Source organism: Xanthobacter aminoxidans, from assembly GCF_043193615.1.
GTDB lineage: Bacteria > Pseudomonadota > Alphaproteobacteria > Rhizobiales > Xanthobacteraceae > Xanthobacter > Xanthobacter aminoxidans.
On the sequence record NZ_JBAFUS010000001.1, the window covers coordinates 1,861,606 to 1,881,746 of the forward strand.

A 20,141-nucleotide genomic window follows, 5' to 3' on the forward strand; every position below is an offset into this window, starting at 1 on the left:
TTGCTCTGGATGGGTTGAAAACGGGGGATACGGGTCTCAGACGGGGCTGCGCTCCGGCTGGAGCAGCGCCTGCCGGATGCGCGCCGCGCACAAGGCGGAGGCGTAGGCGAAGCAGGCGCCGAGGATCATGGAGAAAGGCACCAGCAGGAGCGCGTTGCGGCCCGTGAGGGACAGCATCGCGACCGGCGTGAAGGCATCCGCGTTCTGGGTGAGGAACGCGAAGGTCGCTGCGTAGCCGTAGGTCACGGCCGGGATAGAGGAGAAGGCCGGGATGTAGGCGGCGAGGATGTAGAGGGCGATGGACAGCCCGACGATGACGGCGCCCACCGTCGGCCCAGGCACGAGGGTGGCGAGGACGAGCCCCGTCGCCCACGCCACCACGACGCCGAACACGTTCGAGACGATGGTGGTCCGGAACGCCGCGGCGTCGCCGCCCGAGTGGAAGAAGCACGCCCAGGCGATGAACGCCGCCCAGATGAGGAACGCCTGCGTGGTCAGGAACAGCCAGGTGCACAGGCCTCCCAGCACGCCGACGCTCAGGGCCAGGGAAATGATCATGTCGAAGCCTCCGCTGAGGCGGTGAGACAAGCCTCTCCCGTTCCGGCGCGCGGGTGGCGCGCCGGGGGCAAGAGACGACGGTAGGTTGACGGCGATTGATGGCTGGCGTGGCGGCGGACCCGATGCGGCCCGCCGCCCGGCTCAGATCACCTCTTCGCGGGTCCGGTGGAGGAATTCCTCCGTCCTGCGATCCAGCTCCTCAGCGCTGACGAGGCCGCGCTCCAGAGCGAGCTTCTCGAACGCCGCCAGCCACTGCTGGTAGTAGTTCCAGGTCTCGTCATCGGGGGCGTGGGACTTGTCCCAGGTGCCGATGGTGCCGATCAGGCTCTGGCGGAAATCCTCCCACTGGTAGGCCTTGGCCTCGGCGAGGGCGAGGGCCATGCCGAACGCGCGGCCCTGCCAGGGCTCCTCGAACTGGAGGCTCTCGCAATTGCGCGGGATGGCGCCGCGCCCGTCGAGCGATTCCACATAGATGTCCATGGCGGCGATCCCTTCAGGCGGAGACGAGGCCGAGGCCCTGCATGGCCTCGGTGGAAACGAGGGCGGCGAGCTTTTCCTCGGGCCAGCCCTCGGTGCCGGCGGGCCGCTCAGGGATCACGAAGTAGCGCACCTGCGCGCTCGAATCCCAGATGTCGATCCTTTTGTCCTCGGGCAGGCTCACGCCGAAATCGGCGAGCACGCCGCGCGGCTCGCGCACGATGCGGGCGCGGAAGACCGGGTCCTTGAACCAGTAGGGCGGCAGGCCGAGCAGCGGCCAGGGCCAGCAGGAGCACAGGGTGCAGCAGACCACGTTGTGCGCGGCCGAGGTGTTCTCCACCACGCGCAGGTTCTCGCCCTCGATACCGTCCTTGAGGCCGAGTTCGGCGATGGCCTTGTTGGCGTCGGCGAGCAGGCGCGCCTTGAAGGCCGGATCGGTCCAGGCCTTGGCCACCACTTTGGCGCCGTTGAACGGCCCCATCTCGTGCTCGAAGAAGCGGATGACGCGATCGACCGTGTCGATGCCGATCATGCCCTTCTCGCGGAACAGGGATTCGAGGGCCTTGGTGCGGGCGGCGTAGTAGCTCTCGCTCTCCCGCAGGTGGTGATGATGTTCGTGATCGTGATCGTCGCTCATGATTTTCCGCTCTGGCTATTGGGCGCGAGGCCGGTTGTTGTGATGAAGAATGAGATCAGGCGGCTTCGAGATAGACTTCGAAGCAGTCGTTGTAGAGAACGTCGCCCTTGTCCGGGATGTCGGACCACAGGTCCCGCGTCTTGAACTTGACGAGATAGACCGGCTGGGTTGTGGAGATGCCGTCGGTGGGCACGTTGTCGGCGTAGAGATAGGCGCCCTTGTAGACGGTATCGATCACGCCGACCTTGTTGCGCAGATAGCCAGGCAACCGGGTGTGGACCGCGGGCGGCATGTCCTTCACGCGCACCTTGTCGCCGACCTTGAACAAGGGATCGACCGCCACGTCCCGATAGGGGTTGGCACCGGTGTAGAAATACTCGATCACCCGCTCGGTGACGGCATTGTCCCCGGAATTGGGGAGCGGCGCGTCGGGGTGTTCCAGAAAGTGCTTGGTGCGTTCCTCAAGCTCTTTTTCGGAAATATAGTTTTTCGCCACAAGGAAATGGCACATGCCGCCGAGCCATTTGATGTAGTAGCGATACTTGAAGTAATCGAGCGGGCTCATGCCTTCGGCGAGCACCCGAAGATCCGGCCAGGCCCAGATGCCGGTGCCCATCATGGTGGTGTGGACCGCGAAGAGCTGGGCCTCCCACGGCTCCACGAACACGCGCTTCTCGACGGCCACGGGGCCGAGATTCTCGATGCCCCCGAGGAAATGCTGAACTTTCATGCCGACGCCTCTCTTTGCCATGCCTGCGATCCCAGGCGGATCGCCAGCCTCGGTTGATCCGCCCCTGCCGCCGCGACGGGCGGCCCGCGGAGCGGCGGAACACGAGGAGCCAGGCTTTCAAGGCCGACGAAGATGATCGCCAACGCAAAAAAGCCCGTCAGCACCTCGCTGCGGGCGGCTTTGCCACTGATCCATAAATCATGCTGGCGGCGTCTTGATGAGCGTCCTTGCTCGACGACCGTGAAAACAGTGCGACGCAACAAAAGAACTGTCAAGCGCGAATTTTCAGGTGCCGGCTTTAGCGCGGAAGCCACGATTTCAATCGGAGATACAGGCACTGACGCACCGCGCCCCGCTGCTCCCGCCATTTATTCCCCGCTTGAATGCGGGCCAGCCACATTTGCGCTTGACACATCGCCGGCGCACAGTCAGGCTAATTCGTAGGCGATAGGCAAGGATGCCTATTAAGTCGCCATTTGCGAACAGACATTCGGGACAGACCCCGTGGCGATGCAGCCCTCAGGCCGAACGGCCCGAGGGCGTTTTTGTTTGCGGCAAGGCCAGTTCAAACAAGGCCACTTGCGGCGGGCGGGCATCGACCGGGGCAACCGGCAACGGACACCTGCGGTGAGGGAAATGGCGAGACCCAGCTATCGGATCGGCCTGATGTTCTCCACCACGGGGCCCTACAGCACGGTTGCCAGCGCCATGCTCAACGGCGCGCTGCTCGCCGTGTCGGAGATCGGTGAGGCGGGACCGGTCGAGCTGGTGCCCATCGTCGTCGATCCGGGCGGCGACCTCGCGCGCTATACGGCGCTGAGCGGCCAGCTTCTCGCCGAAGGGGTGCGCCATGTGGTGGGCTGCTACACCTCGTCGAGCCGCAAGGAGGTTATCCCCTGCTTTGAAAAACATGACGGGATGCTCTGGTATCCGTCCCACTACGAGGGCTTCGAGAGCGCCGACAATGTCGTCTACACCGGCGCGGCGCCGAACCAGCACATCCTGCCGCTGATCGACTACCTCATGTCCACCTTCGGCGACCGCGCCTTCTGCGTCGGCTCGAACTATATCTGGGCGTGGGAGAACAGCCGCATCCTGCGCGAGACGGTGACGGCGCGCGGCGGCACGGTGGTGGCGGAGCGCTATCTCCCGGTGGGCGAGACGGACCTGCGCAAGCTCGTGGATGCGGTGATCGAGGCGCGGCCCAGCTTCGTCTTTTCGTCGCTCATCGGGGTCAGCGGCCTCGCCTTCCTCAGCGCGCTCCGCCACGCCTGCCTTGCGCGCGGCATCGACCAGCCGGGGACGATGCCGGTGGCGAGCTGCAACCTGTCCGAGCCCGATCTGGACGAGCTGGAGCCGGAGGCCCGCGACGGCCACATCTCCTCCAGCGTCTATTTCTCGGCCCTGCGCAACCCGGTGAACGATGCCTTCGTCTCCCGCCACGCCGCAGCCTATCCCTCCGCGCCTTTGACCTCGGCGGATGCGGAAGCTTCTTACATCGCGGTGAAGCTGCTGGCCGGCGCGCTGGCCGAAGCCGGCACCGATGAAATCCTCGCGGTGAAGGCGGCGGTGGCGCGCCAGCGTCTCGCCGCGCCCCAGGGCGATGTGTGGGTGGATGCGGAGACTATGCATCTCCATCTCACGCCGCGCATCGGCCGCTCGCGCGGGACGGAATTCGATATCATCCGCGAGGAACCGGCGCCCATCCGGCCGGATCCCTATCTGGTGCGGTCCTCGCCCACCGACAGCTGGTTCGCATCCGCGCCGCGGCTGCGGGTCGCCAAGTAAGGAGCGGGCGAGCCATGTCCCGCAACCTCCTCCAGAACTTCCGCGGCGCCCGCGCGCTCATCATCGCCTCCGGCGAAGGCGGCATCGACACGCTGGAGAGCGTGCTCGGCAAGCTCGGCCTCTTGGTCGCCCGCTCGGAGGCGCCGGAGGCGGGCCGCCATCTCGACCTCGCCTCGGTGGAGGAGCGCGCGGACCTGCTCTTCATCGACGGCGACCTCGACAGCGTGCTGCCCTGCGACCTCGGCGCGGCCCGCACCCCGCCGGTGCCGGTGATCGGGCTGGTCGGCATCGAGGCGCCGGGCCGGCTGAAGGCGTTGATGAACCAGGGGGCCACGGCCTTCCTGCGCAAGCCGGTCTATGCCGGCGCCGTCTACACCACGCTGTTCCTCGGCGTGAATCAGTATCTGCTGCGCAAGGAGATGGCGAGCGAGCTGAACGCCCAGCAGGATCGCCGCCGCCGCCGCAAGGCGGTCATCAAGACCATCCTGCTGCTGATGGAAGAGCACCAGGTGGATGACGACGAGGCCTATGTCATGCTCCGCCGCGACAGCATGCGCCGGCGCCAGAGCCTTGAGGATTATTGCGAGGACTACATCTCCGGCCGGTCGAAGCTGACCGCGTCCTCGCCCGAAGCCGAGCCGCGCACCGCGGCCCGGCGCTGACCTTACAGACCCACATCACGACGGAGCCGCACGGCTCCGCGCACGTGGCAGCTGCCAGCGACGCCAGCCCGCCCGCAAGGAGAAGGCCCATGTCCCGGCATCCCATGTCCCGGCAGCACGCATCACGGCCCCTGACGCCGCCCCCCTATTCCCCTCCCGATCCGGCCTGGCTCGAAGGCTCCATCATGGCCGCACGCGGCGAAGCCAAAGGGCGCGCCGGCGAACGCTACGAGATCACCGAGGCGAGCCAGGGCAAGTATCACTACGTCTACGGCCCGTATGCCACGCCCGTGCTGCGCGTGGATCCGGGCGCGGTGGTGAGCGCCGAGACCCACGACGCCATGGAAGGGCAGATCAAAAGCGAGAGCGACAAGCCGTCGGAAATCCTCAACTTTCCCTTCCTCAACCCGCAGAATGGGCCGATCTTCGTCAACGGCGCGGAGAAGGGCGACTGCCTCGCCGTCTATATCCACGACATCGTGCCGCGCGGGCCGCAGCCCATCGGCACCACCTGCATCATGCCGGAGTTCGGCGGCCTCGTCGGCACAGGCGACACCGCGATCCTCAACGCGCCTTTGCCGGAGATCGTGAAGAAGCTGCACGTGGATCCGGCGACTGGCGTGCGCTGGAACGAGCGAATCAGCCTGCCCTACCAGCCCTTCATCGGCACCATCGGCACCGCGCCGGAGATCGAGGCCATTTCCTCCCTCGTCCCCGACTATTACGGCGGCAACATGGACCTGCCGGACGTGGCTCCCGGCGCCGTCATCTACCTGCCGGTGCATGCGCCCGGCGCCCTGCTCTATCTCGGCGATTGCCACGCCGCGCAGGGCGATGGGGAGCTGTGTGGATTCGCCATCGAGCATCCCACCGTGACCACGGTGCAGATCGACCTCATCAAGGGGTGGAACTTCCGCTGGCCGCGGCTGGAGACCCACGACCGCATCATGACCATCGGCTCCGGCCGCCCCATGGAGGACGCCGCCCGCATCGCCTATCGAGAACTGGTGCGCTGGATGGCCGCCGACTACGGGTATGACGAGCTGGAAGCCTACATGCTGCTGACGCAGGCCGGGCACCTCAGGGTCGGCAACATGGTGGACCCGAAGTACACGCTCGGCGCCTCCGTCGACAAGACGCTTCTCGGCGCGGCCTGAGCTACGCACGCCTGGCAATGGCTCCGGCGATCGCACGATCGCCGGCAGCCTCCGGTCGAGCCACCTACGCCCGCAGATCCTGCCACTCGGGATGGCGGCGGAACTGCGTGGCAACGTATGAACACAGCGGGGTGATCTTGAAGCCCTCCGCGCGGGCATCGGCGATGAGGGCATCCACCAGACGCGCAGCGATGCCGCGCCCTTCGAAGGCCGGCGGCACGCCCGTATGGGTGACGACGAACGGGCCGTCGCCGCGGCGCTGGTAGCTCAGTTCCGCTTCCGCACCCCCGCCGAGGCGAATGACATAACGGCCTCCGCCCGGCCCCTCCTCGCGCTGAATCTCTTGGCGAGCATCTTGGCTGGCGTCGTTCATCATGCCTCCGTCGGTGGTGGTGCCCCCACCATAACGGCGATGCTATCCCATCAGTTCATTTCGCGCGCCTCAAGCCCGCGAGCGTGCGGAAGGCATCTGCGAGCCCCTCCTTGGACAGCGGCTGCACGAAGTTGCGAATATAGGGCGCTGTCTCCCAGGACACGGAAACGATGCCGTCCACCACGGCCTCGGTCTCGACGCCGAAATCCTCCAGCGCGCGCGGCAGGCCGAGGCGGGCGTAGAAGGCCAGCATGTCCGCCATGAAATCGGCGTCCCGGCCTTCCGCCAGCAATTGCACCAGAAGCCCGAGGGCCACCTGTTCGCCATGCAGCGCCCGCGCCACCTCCGGCACCGTGGAGAAGCCGCGCGTGAGAGAATGGGCGATGGACAGGCCCCCGCTTTCGAAGGCGAGGCCGGAGAGGAGGATGGTCGCCTCCACCACGCGCTCCACCGCCTCGTCCGCCGTCTTGCGGGCGACGGCGGCCACCGCCGCCTCGCCATCCGCGCGGATGGCACGGTAGCAGGCATCGGCGATAGTGACGGCGAGCGTGGTGGGGCGACCCTTGAAGAAATTCAGCCCGCCGGCGGCGGCGCACTGCTCTACTTCAAACTTCTTGGACAGCGCATCGCCGATGCCCGCCACGAAGAAGCGCGCCGGCGCCTGGACGATGACGGATGTATCCACCAGCACCGCATCGGGGTTGGCATCCATCAGCCGCACTTCGCTCAGCACGTGCTCGGCGGTGTAGACCACCACGAGGCGGGAGGTGGGGCTGTCGTTGGAGGCGATGGTCGGCACGATCACGAGCGGCGTGCGCAGCGCGATGCGCACGCCCTTGGCGGTGTCGATGGCCTTGCCGCCGCCGACACCGATCACCACGTCAGCGCCCGCCGCCCGCGCCGCCGCGGCCAGCTTGTCCATCTCCGCCGCCGTGCATTCCCCGCCGAAGGTGGCGAAGGTGACCGCCTCGGCCTCCGCCAGCTCAGCCTTCAGGCGCGCCCCGAGCAGATCCATCACGATGGCGTCGGCCACCACGAAGGGCCGGCGGCCGTGCAGGCGCACGAGCGCGCCCAGCTCACCAAGTGCCTCGGGGCCCTGGATGTAGCGGGCCGGAGACCCGAACGCGCGCACGCTCATGCGTCACCCCAGTGGAAATCGCGCTTGCCGCCATCCATGCAGATCAAGGCGCCGTTGATGAAAGCCGCCTGCGTGGAGCAGAGGAAGGCGACGAGCGCCCCCACCTCCTCCGGCTGGCAGAAGCGGCCGACGGGATTCTGTCCGGTGATCACCGCCCGCTTCTCCGGCGAGAAGGTGGCGATGAAATCGGTGGCCACATAGCCGGGCGCGATGGCGTTCACGGTGATGCCGTCCGCCCCCACCTCCTTCGCCACCGTGCGGGTGAAGCCGAGCACGCCGGCCTTGGCCGCCGAATAATTCGCGACGCCTGGCCGGCCGCCGCCGGTGACGTTCATGGACGAGGTGTTGACGATGCGGCCGAAGCCATTTGCGCGCATCAGTGGAATGGCGTGCTTGCTGCACAGGAAGGTGCTGCGCAGGTGGGTGGAGACGATGATGTCGAAGTCGTCGATCTCCATCTCCGCCACACGCCGCCCGAGATGGCGCCCACCCGCCCCGGCATTGTTCACGAGAATGTCGAGGCGCCCGAAGGCGTCCGCAGCAGCACTCACGACGCCAGCCGCGCCCGCCTCGTCGGCCACGTCGCCCGGCGCTGCCGCCGCCTCGTACCCAGCCTGCCGCAGCTCCTTGGCGCAGTGGGCGGCGCCCTCCGCGTCGATGTCGTTGATGACGATGCGCGCGCCCTCGGCGGCGAGCCCCAACGCCTCCGCCCGGCCGATGCCGCGCGCCGCGCCGGTGACAAGGGCGACCCGCCCTTTCAATCCCAGATCCATCTTGGTCTCCGATCAGCCCTTCACCGCGCCCGCGCCGAGCCCCTGAATGAAGTATTGGCTCAGCAAGGCGAAGGCGCCGAACAGCGGCAAAGCGATGAGGGTGGAGCCGGCCATGATCTCCCCCCAGCGCAGATCGAACGAACCGACCATGGAGGCCAGCCCCACCGGCACGGTCTTGTTGGCATCGGAGCCGATCATGATCAGCGCATAGGTGTAGTCCGTCCACGACAGGAGGAAGGAGAAGATGGCCACCGTGATGAGCCCCGGCAGCGACAGCGGCAGCACCACGCGCAGGAAGGCGCCGAGCCGCGTGCAGCCATCCACCATGGCGGCCTCCTCCAGCTCGAACGGCATGCTCTTGAAGAAGCCCCACAGGAACCACACGCCGAGCGGCAGCGTGAGGGTGAGGTGGGAGACGATGACGCTCGCCAGCGTGTCGCCCAACCCCAGCTTGGCGAAGATGGAGAACATGGGAATGGCGATGAGCAGCGGCGGGAACATGTAGGCGTAGAGCATCGCCCCCACGATGAGCCCCTTGCCGCGGATGCGGTGACGCGTGACCGCATAGGCGATCATGATCGAGAACACCATGGTCACCGCCACCGTCACCGCCGCGACGATCAGCGAGTTCAGGAACTGGGTGGGATAATCCGTCAGCTCCAGAAGGTTGGTATAGTATTCCCAGGTGAACGGACCCGGCAGCAGCGACGTGGAATTGATCAGCGCCTGCGGCGCGCGGGTGGAGGACACCACCATCCAGTAGATGGGGAAGGCCGAATAGACCGCGATGAGCGTCGCGGCGACATAGAGCGCCACGCGGCCGGCGAGCGAGCGGGGGGAGGAGCGAGACATTCCGGCATCACTCCGTGTCGAGCGGGAACAGGCGGAAATAGATGAACACCACCAGCGACAGGATGGCGAAGGAGATGGTCGCCACCGCCGCGCCGCCGCCGATGTCGAACTGCCCGAAGGCCTGGCGATAGGAGAGGATGGCGAGGTGCTCCGTAGCGCCCACAGGGCCGCCCTGTGTGAGCAGCCAGATGACGTCGAACTTGTTGAACATCCACACCGCGCGCAGCAGCACGATCACGGTCAGGATCGGCTTCAGCATGGGCAGGGTGATGTGGAAGAAGCGCTGCACGGCGTTCGTGCCGTCCACCTTCGCCGCCTCGTAGAGCGAGGACGGCACCGTCTGCAGCGCGGCAAGGAAGGTGGTGGTGACGAAGGGCGTCCACATCCACACGCTCACCAGGATCACCGACGCCATGGCCGCGCCCGGGCTCTCGAACCACTGCACCTGCGGCAGGCCGACGGCGGACATCATGGTGGTGAGGACGCCGATGGAGCCGTCCACCATCCATTTGAAGGTCAGCACCACCACCACGGTCGGCAGCAGATAGGGCAGGATGGAGAGGCCGCGCACGATATTGCGGCCGGGGAAGACCTGGTTGAGCACCAGCGCGAAGCCGATGCCCAGCACCACCTGGAAGATGATGGTGCCGAACGAATAGATGAATCCGTTGATGAGCGCGCGCCAGAACACCCACTGCGACAGCATGCGCGTGTAATTGTCGAGCCCGGCCCATTTGGGCGCGCCGACGAAGGAATCCATCTGGTAGAAGCTCAGCGACACCGCATAGACCACCGGCGCCACGATGAGCAGCGCGGTCACGGCGAGGCCCAGGATGAGGAAGGAATAAATCGTCGCTTTGGAGCTCACCTGCGGCGCCTCGCTGGAGCGGCTTGTGACCCGTCAGGGCCAGCACGGAAACGCCCGGCCTGAGGGCCGGAACGGTGTGGAAGGAATGGCCGGCAGGCCACGATCAGGGCAGAGCCTGCCGGCCTTGCGTCTTCGGACGAAACCCTCAGGACGCAATCATGTGGCGATGACCGCTCACGAAGCGATGACCTGCCGCATGCGGTCGGCCGCGGTCTTCACGCACTCGGCGGAGGACATGCCCTTCAGCACCTTGTTCTGGAGCATCTCCGGGAACACGAAGGCCTCGAAGATCTTGCCGGGCTTCAGGCTCGGCGACGGGCCCTGCGTGTCGATGGAGGTGAGGATCATGTTCTTGTCGGTGAGGAACGACTTCATCATCTCCACCGCCGCATTGTGCTTCTCGATGAGCGGATGGGCCCGCCAGCGCGCATCGTCATAGACGTCGAGGCGCGGCGGCTGGAAGTGCAGCGGGGCGGTGTGCAGGAAGTTGATGTACTGGTTCTCCGTGAACCACTTCATGAACTTCATGGCCTCGTCGGACTGGGGCGTCTTCAGCACCACCCAGCCGTCATAGCCGTGGTTCACCGCCTGGTGCTTCCCGGCGGAATCCATGTAGGGCATGATGCCGTACTTGTCAGCGAGGGCGGGATTGTTGCGCTCCAGCACCTCGATGATGCGGCCCGCATAGGCGGTGTGCGCCACCTTGCCCGAAGTGAAGTTCGACAAGACCTCGCCGAAGCTCGCCTGGCTGGTGCCGGACGGCATGGTCTTGTAGAGATCGCCGAAGAAATCGAGATAGCGGCTCGCGCGCGGCGCCATGTCCGCATTGTCGAAGATGATGTTCCACTTGTCGTCGAACAGCTGGACACCCTCGGCCCACATGAAGCCGGGGGAGAGCCAGTTGGTGGCGCCGTTCGAGCCGATGGGGAACAGGGAGCCGGATGTGCCGTCGCCGTTGAGCGCCTGGCTGTTTTTCAGGAAGCCGTCCCACGTCTTCGGCACGTCGAGCTTGTTCTTCTCGTAGAGATCCTTGCGATAATAGATCCAGGCAAGGTTGTAGTCGTAGGGATACCAGTAGACCTTCCCGTCCACCGGGAACAGGATGTTCGGCCCCCACTTGTACTTGTCCGTCAGCTCGTTGAGCGGCATCAGCTGCCCCTCGGAGGCGAGGATCAGCACATGGCCGACGAAGGCGAAGGTGGCGATGTCATAGGGCGTGCCGCCGCGCAGCGATGTGGTCACCTTGGTGAAGATGCCGTCCAGCGGCACGGAATCCACCACCACCTTGGTGCCGAACTGCTTCTCGTATTCGGCCGCAGCCACCTTCAGCGCGCGGATGCTGTCGATGGAGGTCTCGGCATTGAGGAAGCGGATGGTCTTGGTGCCCTGCGCGCGCACCACGGCGGGGGCCGCGAGCCCACCCGCGGCGATGCCGGCACCGAGGGCTCCAACGCTCAAGGCTCCGGCACCCTTCAAAAGGGTCCGGCGCGACAGCCCGTCCTTCTTGATCTCGTCCATGGCGTTCTCCCGATCGTCTTGTTCTGCGTTCTTGTTTTCACTCGGCAAATTCAGGCGGCGGGGCGCCGCCCCACGTCCGCATCGGCGCGGTTGATCCGCGCTCCGGTTTCCTTGGAGAAGACATGCAGCCGGCCGGGCCGGAACTGGATGGGCAGGGTCGTGCCGTTGCGCACGGCGTCGGTGCGGTCCATGAGCACGCGCAGGCGCACGCCCGCGACTTCGCCGATGCACAGCGTCTGCGCGCCGAGCTGCTCGATCACCGCCACCTGGAAGGCATGCGCGCCCGGCGCCTCGCCGACCCCGATGTGCTCGGGACGCACGCCCAGAACCAGCGGCGTCCCCTCTGCGGCGGCGATGCCCGGCGGCAGCTCGATGGAGAGGCCGCCGGCCTTGAGCGCGCCGCGCTCCAGATGCCCCTCGATGAGGTTCATTTCGGGCGAGCCAATGAACCCCGCGACGAACAAATTGGCTGGCCGGTCATAGACTTCCAGCGGCGCCCCCACCTGCTGCACGTGGCCATCGCGCATGATGAGGATGCGGTTGGCGAGCGTCATCGCCTCCACCTGGTCGTGGGTGACGTAGACCATGGAGGTGCCCACCTCCTGATGCAGGCGGGCGATCTCCTCCCGCATCCGCACGCGCAGTTTCGCATCGAGATTGGAGAGCGGCTCGTCGAGCAGGAACACGTCGGGGTCCCGCACCAGCGCCCGGCCCAGCGCCACGCGCTGCATCTGCCCGCCGGACAGCTGCTTGGGCTTGCGCTCCAGATAGGGATCGAGCCCCAGCATGGCGGAGGCGGACTTCACCCGCCGGTCGATCTCCGCCTTGTCCATCTTGCGCATGCGCAGGCCGAAGGCGAGGTTCTCGTAGATGGTCTTGTGCGGGTAGAGCGCATAGTTCTGGAACACCATGGCGATGTTCCGGTCCTTGGGCTCAAGGCGGGTCACGTCGCGCCCGCCGATCTCGATGGTGCCGGTGGTGATCTCCTCCAGCCCCGCGATCATCCGCAGCGTCGTGGACTTGCCGCAGCCGGAAGGGCCGAGGAACACCACGAACTCGCCGTCGCGGATGTGGAGGTCCACCCCATGCACGGCCACCTGGCCACCATAGGCCTTGCGGACGGTGTTGAGCCTGACTTCAGCCATGGGTGACCTCATCCCGGCGGGCCGTGGCATTGGCCCGCTCGTCCTCGACGAAGGCGTGAATGCGATGGTTGATCGGGGCGAGCGCCGCCTGGATCTCGCAATAGAGCCCGTGTCCCCGCGCATAGAGCGCCGCGCGCTCGGGATCGGGCGTGGCAGTGGAGACGATGGCGACGCGACGCGCCGCATCCGCTTCGTCGGCATACGCCCCGACGCCCACGCCAGCCAGCAAGGCCGCGCCGAAGGAGGCTTCCGCCACCGCGGGCAGCTCCACCTTCACATCAAGCACGTCGGCCACGATCTGCCGCCACAAGGCGCTCTTCGCCCCGCCGCCGGTGAGGCGCGCGGTGGAGAAGTCGAGCCCCTTCGCGCGCAGGGCGACGAGGCAATCCTTCAGCGAATAGGCGATACCTTCATACAGCGCCCGCACGAAGTGGCCCGGCCCGTGGTTGAAGCCAATGCCCACGAAATCCGCGCGCAGCAGCGGATCCCAATGGGGGCTGCGCTCGCCGTTGAGATAGGGATGGAAGAACAGGCCCTCCGCCCCCGGCCGCACAGCGGCGGCAAGGCGGTCCATTTCGGTGAACACCGTGCCCCCATCCTCGCCCGCCCGCTTGAAGAAGGTGTCGCGCAGCCATTTGTGGGCCGAGGCGCAGGAATTGGTCGCCGCGATCACATACCAGTGGTCCGGCATGATGTGGGGGTAGTTGATGACGGTGAAGTCCGGCCGGGGATGGCGCGAGAGCACGCTGACCGTCGCGGCGGTGGCGAGCTTCACCACGCCGAGCCCCTCGCCGGTCATGCCCGCGCCATAGGTCTCGGCCGCGGTGTCGGAGGTGCCGCACACCACGGGCGTACCCTCGGCAAGGCCGGTCTGGCGCGCGGCCTCCGCCGTCACGGTGCCCACCACCGTCTTCGGCGCCACGATGGGCGGCAGCGTCTCCAAGGGCCAGCCGATCATGGCGCACAATTCGGGCGACCAGCCGCCGGTTGTGGCATCGGCCATCAGCGTGCCGACGGCGTCGATGGTGTCCGTCTCCCAGGTGCCGGTGAGGCGGGAGCGCAGCCAGTCCTTGGCCACGTAGAGCCGGCGCACGCGGCCGAAGGCGGCCGGCTCATGCCGGCGCAGCCACAGCATCTGCGGCAGGGTCCAGGTGGGATTGGCGCGGTTGGCGCCGATCTCCAGGATGCGCGCATCCCATTGCCGGCGCAGGTCCGCCGTCTCGGGGCCGGAACGCTGGTCGTTCCACAGGATGGCGGGGCGGATCACCGCGCCGTCCGTATCTTCCAGCACCTGGGTATGGGCGCCGGCGGAGAAGGAGATGCCGAGCACATCCTGCGGCCGCGCACCGGCGGCAGCGAGTGCGCGCGGCACGGTCTCGCACACCGCGCGCCACCAGTCATGCGGGTCCTGCTCGCTCCAGCCGGGATAGGGCGCGGAGGTGGCGATGGGCGCGGACGCCTCGCCCGCCAGCGTGCCGTCGATGCGGATCACGCTGGTCTTCAGCGCCCCCGCGCCGAGATCGATACCGATGAGGAGATCAGCCGCCACGGCGCACGTCCACCGCTCCGGCGGCCGGGCGCAGGCCCAGCTTGCCGGGGTTCATGAGGTTGCCCGGATCCAGCGTGTCCTTGATGGCCTGCAGGATGTCGAGGCCGACGCCCAGCTCCCGCGCCAGCCACGGGTTGCGGAACACGCCGACGCCGTGATGGTGGGCGATGGAGCCGCCATGGTCCAGCGTCAGGGACTGGATGGTCTCCCACAGGCGCGCATGGAGCGGCAGCGCTTCGGCTTCCGGCATGGGCGGCAGGCGGATGGTCATGTACTGGCAGGCGCCCTCGGGATAGATGTGCGACCAGTGCGCGCCGAAATGGATGTTCGGGTAGATGGCCCGCACCGCCGCTTCCATGGCGGCATACATGCCGGGAAGCGCGGACCAGTTGCCCGTCACCTCGATGGTGTCATTGTAATAGCCCGCCGCTTGCCATTTCTGCGAATAGGCGACGTAGCGGTTTTCTTTCCAGTGGTGGTACGGCCCCTCCGACGCGATCACCGCGCCCTGCCCCATGGCGATGGCGAGGCTCATCTCCTGTTCCGCGCTCACCATCGGCTCGGTACCGGAGAAGGCGAAGATGCCGAGGATGGGCCGCGTGGCGAATGCCTCCAGCCCCTGCGTGCGCTCCGCGCTCTCCGCCGCGTCGTAGAGGCGGGCGATGGTCGGGCGCAGTTCGGCCTGCATGATCTGTCGGGCGGTTTCCCATGCCGCTTCCAGCGAGGGGAAGGCCAGCACCACGCCGCGCTCTATCTCGGGCTTCTTCCAGATGCGCAGCGTGACCTCGGTGATGATGCCGAACGCACCCTCCCCGCCCACCATCAGGTCGCGGATGGACGGCCCCACCGAACGGCGGGCGAGCGGGCGCACCTCCAGCAGGCGGCCGTCCGGCAGCACGGCCTTGAGGCCGAGCACGATGTCCTCGATCTTGCCATAGCGGCTGGAGGCCTGACCGCCGCCCCGGCAGGCGACCCAGCCGCCCACCGTCGAAATCTCGATGGACTGGGGAAGATGGCCGCAGGTGAAGCCCTCGGCATTCAGCGCCGCCTCGAACTCCGCGCCGTTCATGCCGGCCTCGACGGTGACCATGGCGTTCTGCGGATCGACCGAGATGATCTTGTCCAGCCGGCGCAGGTCCACCATCACCTCGCGGGCGAGCGGGATGGCACCGCCCAGCACGCCGGAGCCGTTCCCGAACGGGATGAGCTGGATGCCGTTCTGCCGGGCGTGGCGCACGATGGCGGCCACCTCGTGCGCCGAGCCCGGCCGCACCGCGAGCCTCGGCATGACGCCGGCGAGCTTGCCGGTGCGGGCGCGGAAATTGGCGAAGGGCAGGCGGTCATGGGCATAGGCGCGCCGGTCTTCGTCGCCGGTCAGCACGTTGTCGCGGCCGACCAGCGCGGCGAAGGCGTCCACCAGCGCCGCATCGGCGGACGCTTCGGATCGCGCGGCTTCGTTGATGTTGGTTTGGACTGCGGCCGGACCGGTCATAGGCACCTCTTTGCGCGAGAGGCACGGCGATGCGATCCCTTGCGGGCTCCCATGCTGACGTCCTCCCATCGTCGTTTTCGATCTTGAACAATCGTTTGTTCAAAGCTGTCAGAGAAAGCCGGAGGCGTCAAGCGGGGATATTCAGATGGGGGCGGGACCGGTGGAGCCGCGGACCACGAGGGTGCCGGGCGGCAGCGGCGCGACCGGGGTCGGGTCTTCCCCGCCGAGCGCCCGGATGAGCAAGTCGGCGGCGACGCGGCCCATCTCCTCGGTGGGCATGGCCACGCTGGTGAGGGCGGGATAGAGCATGCGCGCCACCGGCGCGTCGTGCAGGCCGATGACGGAGATATCCTCGGGAATGCGCAGGCCCGCTTCGTGCAGCGTCGCCATGGCGCCGGCGGCGGAAACAAGCGTCGCCGCCAGTACCGCTGTGGGGTGTTGCGGCAGCAGCGCCCGCATGGCCTGCGTGCCGCCTTCGGCCGTGTAGCCCGCCACGCCTACGAGCGCTTCATCGAAGGCGATGCCGGCTGCCGCGAGCCCGTCGCGATAGCCCTGCAGGCGCTCGCGGGCATTGAAGCCGCCCTCGCGACCGGCGAGGTGGGCGATGCGGCGGTGCCCCAGCGCGGTGAGATGCTCCACGCCCTTGCGCGCGGCGGCGCGGCTGTCCAGCACCACGGAGAGCGGCGCGCCGGGCAGGATGCGGTTCATGAGCACGAAGGGCACCCGCGCGGCGGCGAGATCCGTGCGCAGCACCTCGTCATCGTCGAGGCTCGCGACCAGAAGGCCGTCCACGCGGTTGGTGCGGGAAATCTTGGCGATCGTGGTGGCCGTCTCCCCCGGCTCGCGATGGGAGATGAGCAGCGAATAGCCGCGCTCGGCCGCCTCCAGCTCGGCCCCGCGGATGGCCGAGGCGAAGACCGGGTTGTCGAGCTGGGGCACCACGATGCCGAGCGTATCCGTGCGCTGGGTCCTGAGCCCACGCGCCAGCGGATTGGCGAGGTACTGCATCTCCTCGGCGATCTTCAGGATGCGGACGCGCGTCTCTTCGCGCACCCGCTGGCTCGCCTCCCCCCTGAGGACGCGTGAGGCCGTCGACATGTCGACGCCCGCCGCCCGCGCCACATCCGCCAATGTCACCCGCGCCATTCCGCCGGAGCCCCCTGCCAGCTCTCCCGCGCCCACCATCCTCCAGGCACGGGCGTCTTTGCAAGGCGGACGAAAAGCCCCGCCGACCGGGCCGGCGGGGCGGAGCGGCTCAGTGGCCGAGAGACCAGCGCCGCTCGATGGGAGCGGGCTGCTTCTTGCGGGTGGCGCAGAGCGAGCAGCCGCAGCCGGCCAGATGCTCGCGCTTGACCACCTTGGGCTCGGCGGAGGTCTTCTCAGAGCGGTCGATGGCCCGGCGCAGCTTGCCGTTCATGGTGCTGAGGCGGGGCATCGCCATCTCGCGCGGCGCCTCGCCGCTGCAATTGGGGCAGCAGGCGGGCTGTTCGGCCGCGCTCATGGAGCCCCAGTCGTCGAAGGGGCCGCAGGCCTCGCAGGAGTAGGTATAGAGGGGCATCGTCTGTCTCCCGGGGGAAAACGGGCGGCCCACCGGCCGCCCGGATGGAGTGTCAGGGGTTGAGCCAGCCCTGCAGCAGCGAGAGGCCGGGCACCCAGCCGGTGAGAATGCCGATGAGTACGGTGAAGGCGCCGGTGAACTTCAGGATCGGCTGCTTCATGGTCAGCAGCAGGAAGTAGCAGAACCAGAGCAGGCCCCAGCCCACCCAGTTCCACCCCATCCAGAGCCCGATGGGGCTGTCCGCCCCACGCAGCGACTGGATCGCCACCGGCGCCACGGTGATGGCCACGAACAGGCTGAACCAGCCGAGCCCCCGCCCGTCCACCTTGGTCACGCGGTTGTAGGCCACCCAGAAATAGGTGGCGGTGAACAAGAGCGTCAGCGCGGCGCCCTTGATGGAGGCCGCATCCGCTGCCGGGTTGAAGGCCCAGAACAGCGAGATGGCGAGCGTCACCACGCCCGACACCACGTTCACCACGATGATCTCGCGGTCCTCGATCTTGCCCAGCAGCCAGAGGCCGTTGAGCACGAGCACGGCGCCCACATAGAGCAGGCCAAGTCCAAGCAGCATGATGGATCTCCTCAGCCCCGGCCGATGGCTCGGCCGGAGCGACAGGGGTTGTTCCGAAGGTGCCTGGACTTCAGCTCGCGCGGGCGACGTCGACGCCCGAGACCTGCCGGGTGGGCCCGGTGGAGTTCGGGTTGATGTCGAAGTCGAAGATCTTGGTGGGGATCGCCACCGTCGCGCACACGTTCGGGATGTCCACGATGCCGGCGATGCGCCCCTCCACCGGCGCGGTGCCGAGGATGGTGTAGGCCTGCTCGCCGGAATAGCCGAACTTCTTCAGGTATTCGATGGCGTTGAGGCAGGCCCGGCGATAAGCGACATGGGCATCGAGATAGTATTGCTCGCCGGTGTGCTCATCCACCGAGATGCCTTCGAAGATGAGGTAGTCGTCGAAGTGCGGGTCGATGGGGCTCGGCTTGAAGATGGGGTTGATGACCCCGTATTTGGCCATGCCGCCCTTGATGAGGCCCACGCCGATGTCGATCCACCCGGCCATCTCGATGGCGCCGCAGAAGGTGATCTCGCCGTCGCCCTGGGAGAAGTGGATGTCGCCCATGGAGAGGCCGCCGCCCTTCACATAGACCGGGAAGTAGCAACGCGAGCCACGCGACAGGTTCTTGATGTCGCAATTGCCACCGTGCTCGCGCGGCGGCACGGTGCGCCAGCCTTCCGCCGCCGCCTTGTCGCGCATCGCTCCGGTCATCTGGCCCATCAGGGCGGTGTCGGCATAGGGCAGCGCCGCAAGCGGCGGCACCCGCTGCGGATCGGTGGCGACGAGGGCGGCCTCGCGGCGGTTCGCCTCGGCCATCAGCTTGTGGTCGGGCAGGCAGCCGATCAGGCCGGGATGGATGAGGCCGGGATAGCGCACCCGCGGCACGTGGCGGGAGGTGGTGTAGATGCCGTGGAAGTCCCAGCAGGACTTCACCGCCTCGGGATAGTGCTCGGTGAGGAAGCCGCCACCGTTCTGCTTGTCGAACAGGCCGTTGAAGCCCCATTCGGAGCCTTCGATGGGGCCGATGTCGAGGATGTCCACCACCATCAGGTCGCCCGGCTCGGCGCCTTCCACGCCGAACGGACCGCTCAGATAGTGCACCTTGGTGAGGTCCACGTCGCGCACGTCGTTGGCGCTGTCGTTGTTGCCGATCTGCCCGCCGGTCCAGTCGTAGCATTCGACCCGGAACTCGTCGCCCGGCTTGAACATCTCGACCATGGGCAGGTCCGGATGCCAGCGATTGTGCGTCTTGATGGTCTGCTGCTCGGGCTTCTTGTTGAGGTCGATCTTGAAGACGGTCTTTGCCATGGGGCTTCCTCCTTGGAGGGTGCCGCGGCTTTCGCGCCGCTCTACGGGCAGCCTTGAAGCCGCCACGCCCGCACCCTGCCCAGGAAAGCTAGGAAGCCCATGTAAGCGGCTTAGGCGCTTCGCGGGCCGCGCATGTAAAATTTTGTAAGCGGCCGTGGCTCGGGCGCGCATCGCCTGCCGGTCGCGCTATGATCGCGAGGCGAAGCAATCTTGGGACGAAGCAGAAGCTCAGCGCGAGGGTGCACGGCGGGATGATGAACGAGGCTGCGCGCAGTCCGAAAATCCTGATGGTGGACGACGACCGCCGGATGTGCGGATTCGTCACCAAATTCCTGGCGCGGGAAGGTTTCTGCGCCGATTTCGCGCTGGACGGCAGCGCCATGCGCGACGCGCTGGCGGCGACGCGCTTCGACCTCATCATCCTCGACCTCACCTTTCCCCGCGGCGAAGACGGGCTCTCCCTCGCCCGCGCGGTGCGCGCCGGCTGGGACATGCCGCTGCTCGTTCTCTCGGCCAAGTGCGAGACCGTGGACAAGATCGTGTGCCTGGAACTCGGCGCGGACGATTACGTGACCAAGCCGTTCGAGCCGCGCGAGCTGCTTGCACGTGTGCGGGCGCTGTTGCGACGCGCCAATGGCGCCATCCGCACCACGCCCCTCTCCCCTGCCCCGGCCGTGTCCGCCGGCCATCATCTGGCGTTCGGCGTCTTTCGGCTCGACCTCGACCGCCGCGAGCTGACCCGGCAGGACGGCACCCGCGTGGCGCTGACCAGCCACGAATTCCGCCTGCTCGCCGCCCTCGCCGAGCGGCCGGGCCGGGTGCTCACCCGCGACCAGATGCTGGACCTCGTGGCCAACCGGCAATGGGCGCCATTCGACCGTAGCATCGACGTGCTGGTCGGCAAGCTCCGGCGCAAACTGGAGGATGGTGGCGGCGGGGAGATCATCAAGACCGTGCGCGGGGAAGGCTATGTCTTCACCCCGCCGGCGCCCCACTGA

At 67.3% G+C, this 20,141-nt stretch carries 22 protein-coding genes; 4 read left to right on the top strand and 18 right to left on the bottom strand.

Translation table 11 applies throughout. From position 1 onward, the window contains the following. Positions 1–36 precede the first annotated feature (36 nt). From V5F74_RS08550 to V5F74_RS08570, 5 genes are all read right to left on the bottom strand, one after another. On the bottom strand, positions 37–558 hold the full coding sequence (locus V5F74_RS08550; RefSeq protein WP_051678804.1) for a DUF1097 domain-containing protein: 522 nt from the start codon (positions 556–558) through the stop codon (positions 37–39). Positions 559–699: 141 nt separating this feature from the next. After that, a complete protein-coding gene (locus V5F74_RS08555; RefSeq protein WP_051678805.1) occupies positions 700–1,038 on the bottom strand; it encodes a nitrile hydratase accessory protein in 339 nt (112 codons plus the stop codon). Positions 1,039–1,051: 13 nt separating this feature from the next. Next, a complete protein-coding gene (gene nthA, locus V5F74_RS08560) occupies positions 1,052–1,672 on the bottom strand; it encodes a nitrile hydratase subunit alpha (RefSeq protein WP_029555656.1) in 621 nt (206 codons plus the stop codon). Positions 1,673–1,727: 55 nt separating this feature from the next. Then, positions 1,728–2,402 (bottom strand): nitrile hydratase subunit beta, encoded by a 675-nt coding sequence (nthB, locus tag V5F74_RS08565; RefSeq protein WP_029555657.1) that lies wholly within the window; start codon positions 2,400–2,402, stop codon positions 1,728–1,730. Continuing rightward, complete coding sequence (locus V5F74_RS08570) at positions 2,399–2,677, bottom strand: hypothetical protein (RefSeq protein WP_156026243.1); 279 nt, start codon at positions 2,675–2,677, stop codon at positions 2,399–2,401. The genes nthB and V5F74_RS08570 overlap by 4 nt, the downstream gene beginning before the upstream one ends. A gap of 361 nt (positions 2,678–3,038) precedes the next feature. On the opposite strand from V5F74_RS08570, the gene V5F74_RS08575 reads away from it, so the two are divergent. From V5F74_RS08575 to V5F74_RS08585, 3 genes are all read left to right on the top strand, one after another. Then, on the top strand, positions 3,039–4,190 hold the full coding sequence (locus V5F74_RS08575; RefSeq protein ID WP_394007364.1) for a transporter substrate-binding domain-containing protein: 1,152 nt from the start codon (positions 3,039–3,041) through the stop codon (positions 4,188–4,190). A gap of 14 nt (positions 4,191–4,204) precedes the next feature. Then, complete coding sequence (locus tag V5F74_RS08580) at positions 4,205–4,852, top strand: ANTAR domain-containing response regulator (RefSeq protein ID WP_029555659.1); 648 nt, start codon at positions 4,205–4,207, stop codon at positions 4,850–4,852. Positions 4,853–5,037: 185 nt separating this feature from the next. Next, positions 5,038–6,009 (top strand): acetamidase/formamidase family protein, encoded by a 972-nt coding sequence (locus V5F74_RS08585; RefSeq protein ID WP_029555660.1) that lies wholly within the window; start codon positions 5,038–5,040, stop codon positions 6,007–6,009. Positions 6,010–6,073: 64 nt separating this feature from the next. Here V5F74_RS08585 and V5F74_RS08590 read toward each other — a convergent pair whose 3' ends face one another. The 13 genes from V5F74_RS08590 to fmdA all read right to left on the bottom strand — a co-directional run bounded on the left by V5F74_RS08590 (position 6,074) and on the right by fmdA (position 19,143). Continuing rightward, complete coding sequence (locus tag V5F74_RS08590; RefSeq protein WP_029555661.1) at positions 6,074–6,382, bottom strand: GNAT family N-acetyltransferase; 309 nt, start codon at positions 6,380–6,382, stop codon at positions 6,074–6,076. A 55-nt stretch (positions 6,383–6,437) separates the two neighbouring features. Next, entirely contained in the window at positions 6,438–7,520 is a 1,083-nt protein-coding gene (locus tag V5F74_RS08595; protein WP_029555662.1) for a glycerol dehydrogenase, read from the bottom strand. Continuing rightward, a complete protein-coding gene (locus tag V5F74_RS08600) occupies positions 7,517–8,293 on the bottom strand; it encodes an SDR family NAD(P)-dependent oxidoreductase (protein WP_029555663.1) in 777 nt (258 codons plus the stop codon). The genes V5F74_RS08595 and V5F74_RS08600 overlap by 4 nt, the downstream gene beginning before the upstream one ends. 12 nt (positions 8,294–8,305) lie before the next feature. Then, complete coding sequence (locus tag V5F74_RS08605) at positions 8,306–9,145, bottom strand: carbohydrate ABC transporter permease (RefSeq protein WP_029555664.1); 840 nt, start codon at positions 9,143–9,145, stop codon at positions 8,306–8,308. A 7-nt stretch (positions 9,146–9,152) separates the two neighbouring features. Next, positions 9,153–10,013, bottom strand: coding sequence for a carbohydrate ABC transporter permease (locus V5F74_RS08610; RefSeq protein ID WP_029555665.1), 861 nt, complete (start codon positions 10,011–10,013; stop codon positions 9,153–9,155). Between the two features lie 174 nt (positions 10,014–10,187). Continuing rightward, complete coding sequence (locus tag V5F74_RS08615) at positions 10,188–11,531, bottom strand: ABC transporter substrate-binding protein (RefSeq protein ID WP_394007368.1); 1,344 nt, start codon at positions 11,529–11,531, stop codon at positions 10,188–10,190. A gap of 50 nt (positions 11,532–11,581) precedes the next feature. Next, positions 11,582–12,676 (bottom strand): ABC transporter ATP-binding protein, encoded by a 1,095-nt coding sequence (locus V5F74_RS08620; RefSeq protein ID WP_394007370.1) that lies wholly within the window; start codon positions 12,674–12,676, stop codon positions 11,582–11,584. Next, positions 12,669–14,225, bottom strand: a complete 1,557-nt coding sequence (gene xylB / locus V5F74_RS08625; protein ID WP_394007372.1) for a xylulokinase — start codon at positions 14,223–14,225, stop codon at positions 12,669–12,671. The genes V5F74_RS08620 and xylB overlap by 8 nt, the downstream gene beginning before the upstream one ends. Next, a complete protein-coding gene (locus tag V5F74_RS08630; RefSeq protein ID WP_081837464.1) occupies positions 14,215–15,717 on the bottom strand; it encodes an FAD-binding oxidoreductase in 1,503 nt (500 codons plus the stop codon). Before V5F74_RS08630 ends, xylB begins: the two co-directional genes overlap by 11 nt. A 141-nt stretch (positions 15,718–15,858) precedes the next feature. After that, on the bottom strand, positions 15,859–16,902 hold the full coding sequence (locus V5F74_RS08635) for a LacI family DNA-binding transcriptional regulator (RefSeq protein WP_348550875.1): 1,044 nt from the start codon (positions 16,900–16,902) through the stop codon (positions 15,859–15,861). Between the two features lie 70 nt (positions 16,903–16,972). Next, on the bottom strand, positions 16,973–17,275 hold the full coding sequence (locus V5F74_RS08640; protein WP_024280764.1) for an FmdB family zinc ribbon protein: 303 nt from the start codon (positions 17,273–17,275) through the stop codon (positions 16,973–16,975). A 52-nt stretch (positions 17,276–17,327) separates the two neighbouring features. After that, on the bottom strand, positions 17,328–17,846 hold the full coding sequence (locus V5F74_RS08645; RefSeq protein ID WP_029555671.1) for an AmiS/UreI family transporter: 519 nt from the start codon (positions 17,844–17,846) through the stop codon (positions 17,328–17,330). A gap of 70 nt (positions 17,847–17,916) precedes the next feature. Beyond that, positions 17,917–19,143: a formamidase gene (fmdA, locus tag V5F74_RS08650; protein ID WP_024280766.1), complete on the bottom strand. Its 1,227-nt coding sequence runs from the start codon at positions 19,141–19,143 to the stop codon at positions 17,917–17,919. 251 nt (positions 19,144–19,394) lie between these two features. Here fmdA and V5F74_RS08655 point away from each other — a divergent pair, with 251 nt between their 5' ends. Beyond that, positions 19,395–20,141: a winged helix-turn-helix domain-containing protein gene (locus V5F74_RS08655; RefSeq protein WP_197022934.1), complete on the top strand. Its 747-nt coding sequence runs from the start codon at positions 19,395–19,397 to the stop codon at positions 20,139–20,141.

What these genes read in the sequence shown, in the direction of transcription:
- V5F74_RS08550 (WP_051678804.1), bottom strand. Translation starts at nt 558, where the DNA reads ATGATCATTTCCCTGGCCCTGAGCGTCGGCGTGCTGGGAGGCCTGTGC.
- V5F74_RS08555 (WP_051678805.1), bottom strand. Translation starts at nt 1,038, where the DNA reads ATGGACATCTATGTGGAATCGCTCGACGGGCGCGGCGCCATCCCGCGC.
- nthA (WP_029555656.1), bottom strand. Translation starts at nt 1,672, where the DNA reads ATGAGCGACGATCACGATCACGAACATCATCACCACCTGCGGGAGAGC.
- nthB (WP_029555657.1), bottom strand. Translation starts at nt 2,402, where the DNA reads ATGAAAGTTCAGCATTTCCTCGGGGGCATCGAGAATCTCGGCCCCGTG.
- V5F74_RS08575 (WP_394007364.1), top strand. Translation starts at nt 3,039, where the DNA reads ATGGCGAGACCCAGCTATCGGATCGGCCTGATGTTCTCCACCACGGGG.
- V5F74_RS08580 (WP_029555659.1), top strand. Translation starts at nt 4,205, where the DNA reads ATGTCCCGCAACCTCCTCCAGAACTTCCGCGGCGCCCGCGCGCTCATC.
- V5F74_RS08585 (WP_029555660.1), top strand. Translation starts at nt 5,038, where the DNA reads ATGGCCGCACGCGGCGAAGCCAAAGGGCGCGCCGGCGAACGCTACGAG.
- V5F74_RS08590 (WP_029555661.1), bottom strand. Translation starts at nt 6,382, where the DNA reads ATGAACGACGCCAGCCAAGATGCTCGCCAAGAGATTCAGCGCGAGGAG.
- V5F74_RS08595 (WP_029555662.1), bottom strand. Translation starts at nt 7,520, where the DNA reads ATGAGCGTGCGCGCGTTCGGGTCTCCGGCCCGCTACATCCAGGGCCCC.
- V5F74_RS08600 (WP_029555663.1), bottom strand. Translation starts at nt 8,293, where the DNA reads ATGGATCTGGGATTGAAAGGGCGGGTCGCCCTTGTCACCGGCGCGGCG.
- V5F74_RS08605 (WP_029555664.1), bottom strand. Translation starts at nt 9,145, where the DNA reads ATGTCTCGCTCCTCCCCCCGCTCGCTCGCCGGCCGCGTGGCGCTCTAT.
- V5F74_RS08615 (WP_394007368.1), bottom strand. Translation starts at nt 11,531, where the DNA reads ATGGACGAGATCAAGAAGGACGGGCTGTCGCGCCGGACCCTTTTGAAG.
- V5F74_RS08620 (WP_394007370.1), bottom strand. Translation starts at nt 12,676, where the DNA reads ATGGCTGAAGTCAGGCTCAACACCGTCCGCAAGGCCTATGGTGGCCAG.
- V5F74_RS08630 (WP_081837464.1), bottom strand. Translation starts at nt 15,717, where the DNA reads ATGACCGGTCCGGCCGCAGTCCAAACCAACATCAACGAAGCCGCGCGA.
- V5F74_RS08635 (WP_348550875.1), bottom strand. Translation starts at nt 16,902, where the DNA reads ATGGTGGGCGCGGGAGAGCTGGCAGGGGGCTCCGGCGGAATGGCGCGG.
- V5F74_RS08640 (WP_024280764.1), bottom strand. Translation starts at nt 17,275, where the DNA reads ATGCCCCTCTATACCTACTCCTGCGAGGCCTGCGGCCCCTTCGACGAC.
- V5F74_RS08645 (WP_029555671.1), bottom strand. Translation starts at nt 17,846, where the DNA reads ATGCTGCTTGGACTTGGCCTGCTCTATGTGGGCGCCGTGCTCGTGCTC.
- fmdA (WP_024280766.1), bottom strand. Translation starts at nt 19,143, where the DNA reads ATGGCAAAGACCGTCTTCAAGATCGACCTCAACAAGAAGCCCGAGCAG.
- V5F74_RS08655 (WP_197022934.1), top strand. Translation starts at nt 19,395, where the DNA reads ATGATGAACGAGGCTGCGCGCAGTCCGAAAATCCTGATGGTGGACGAC.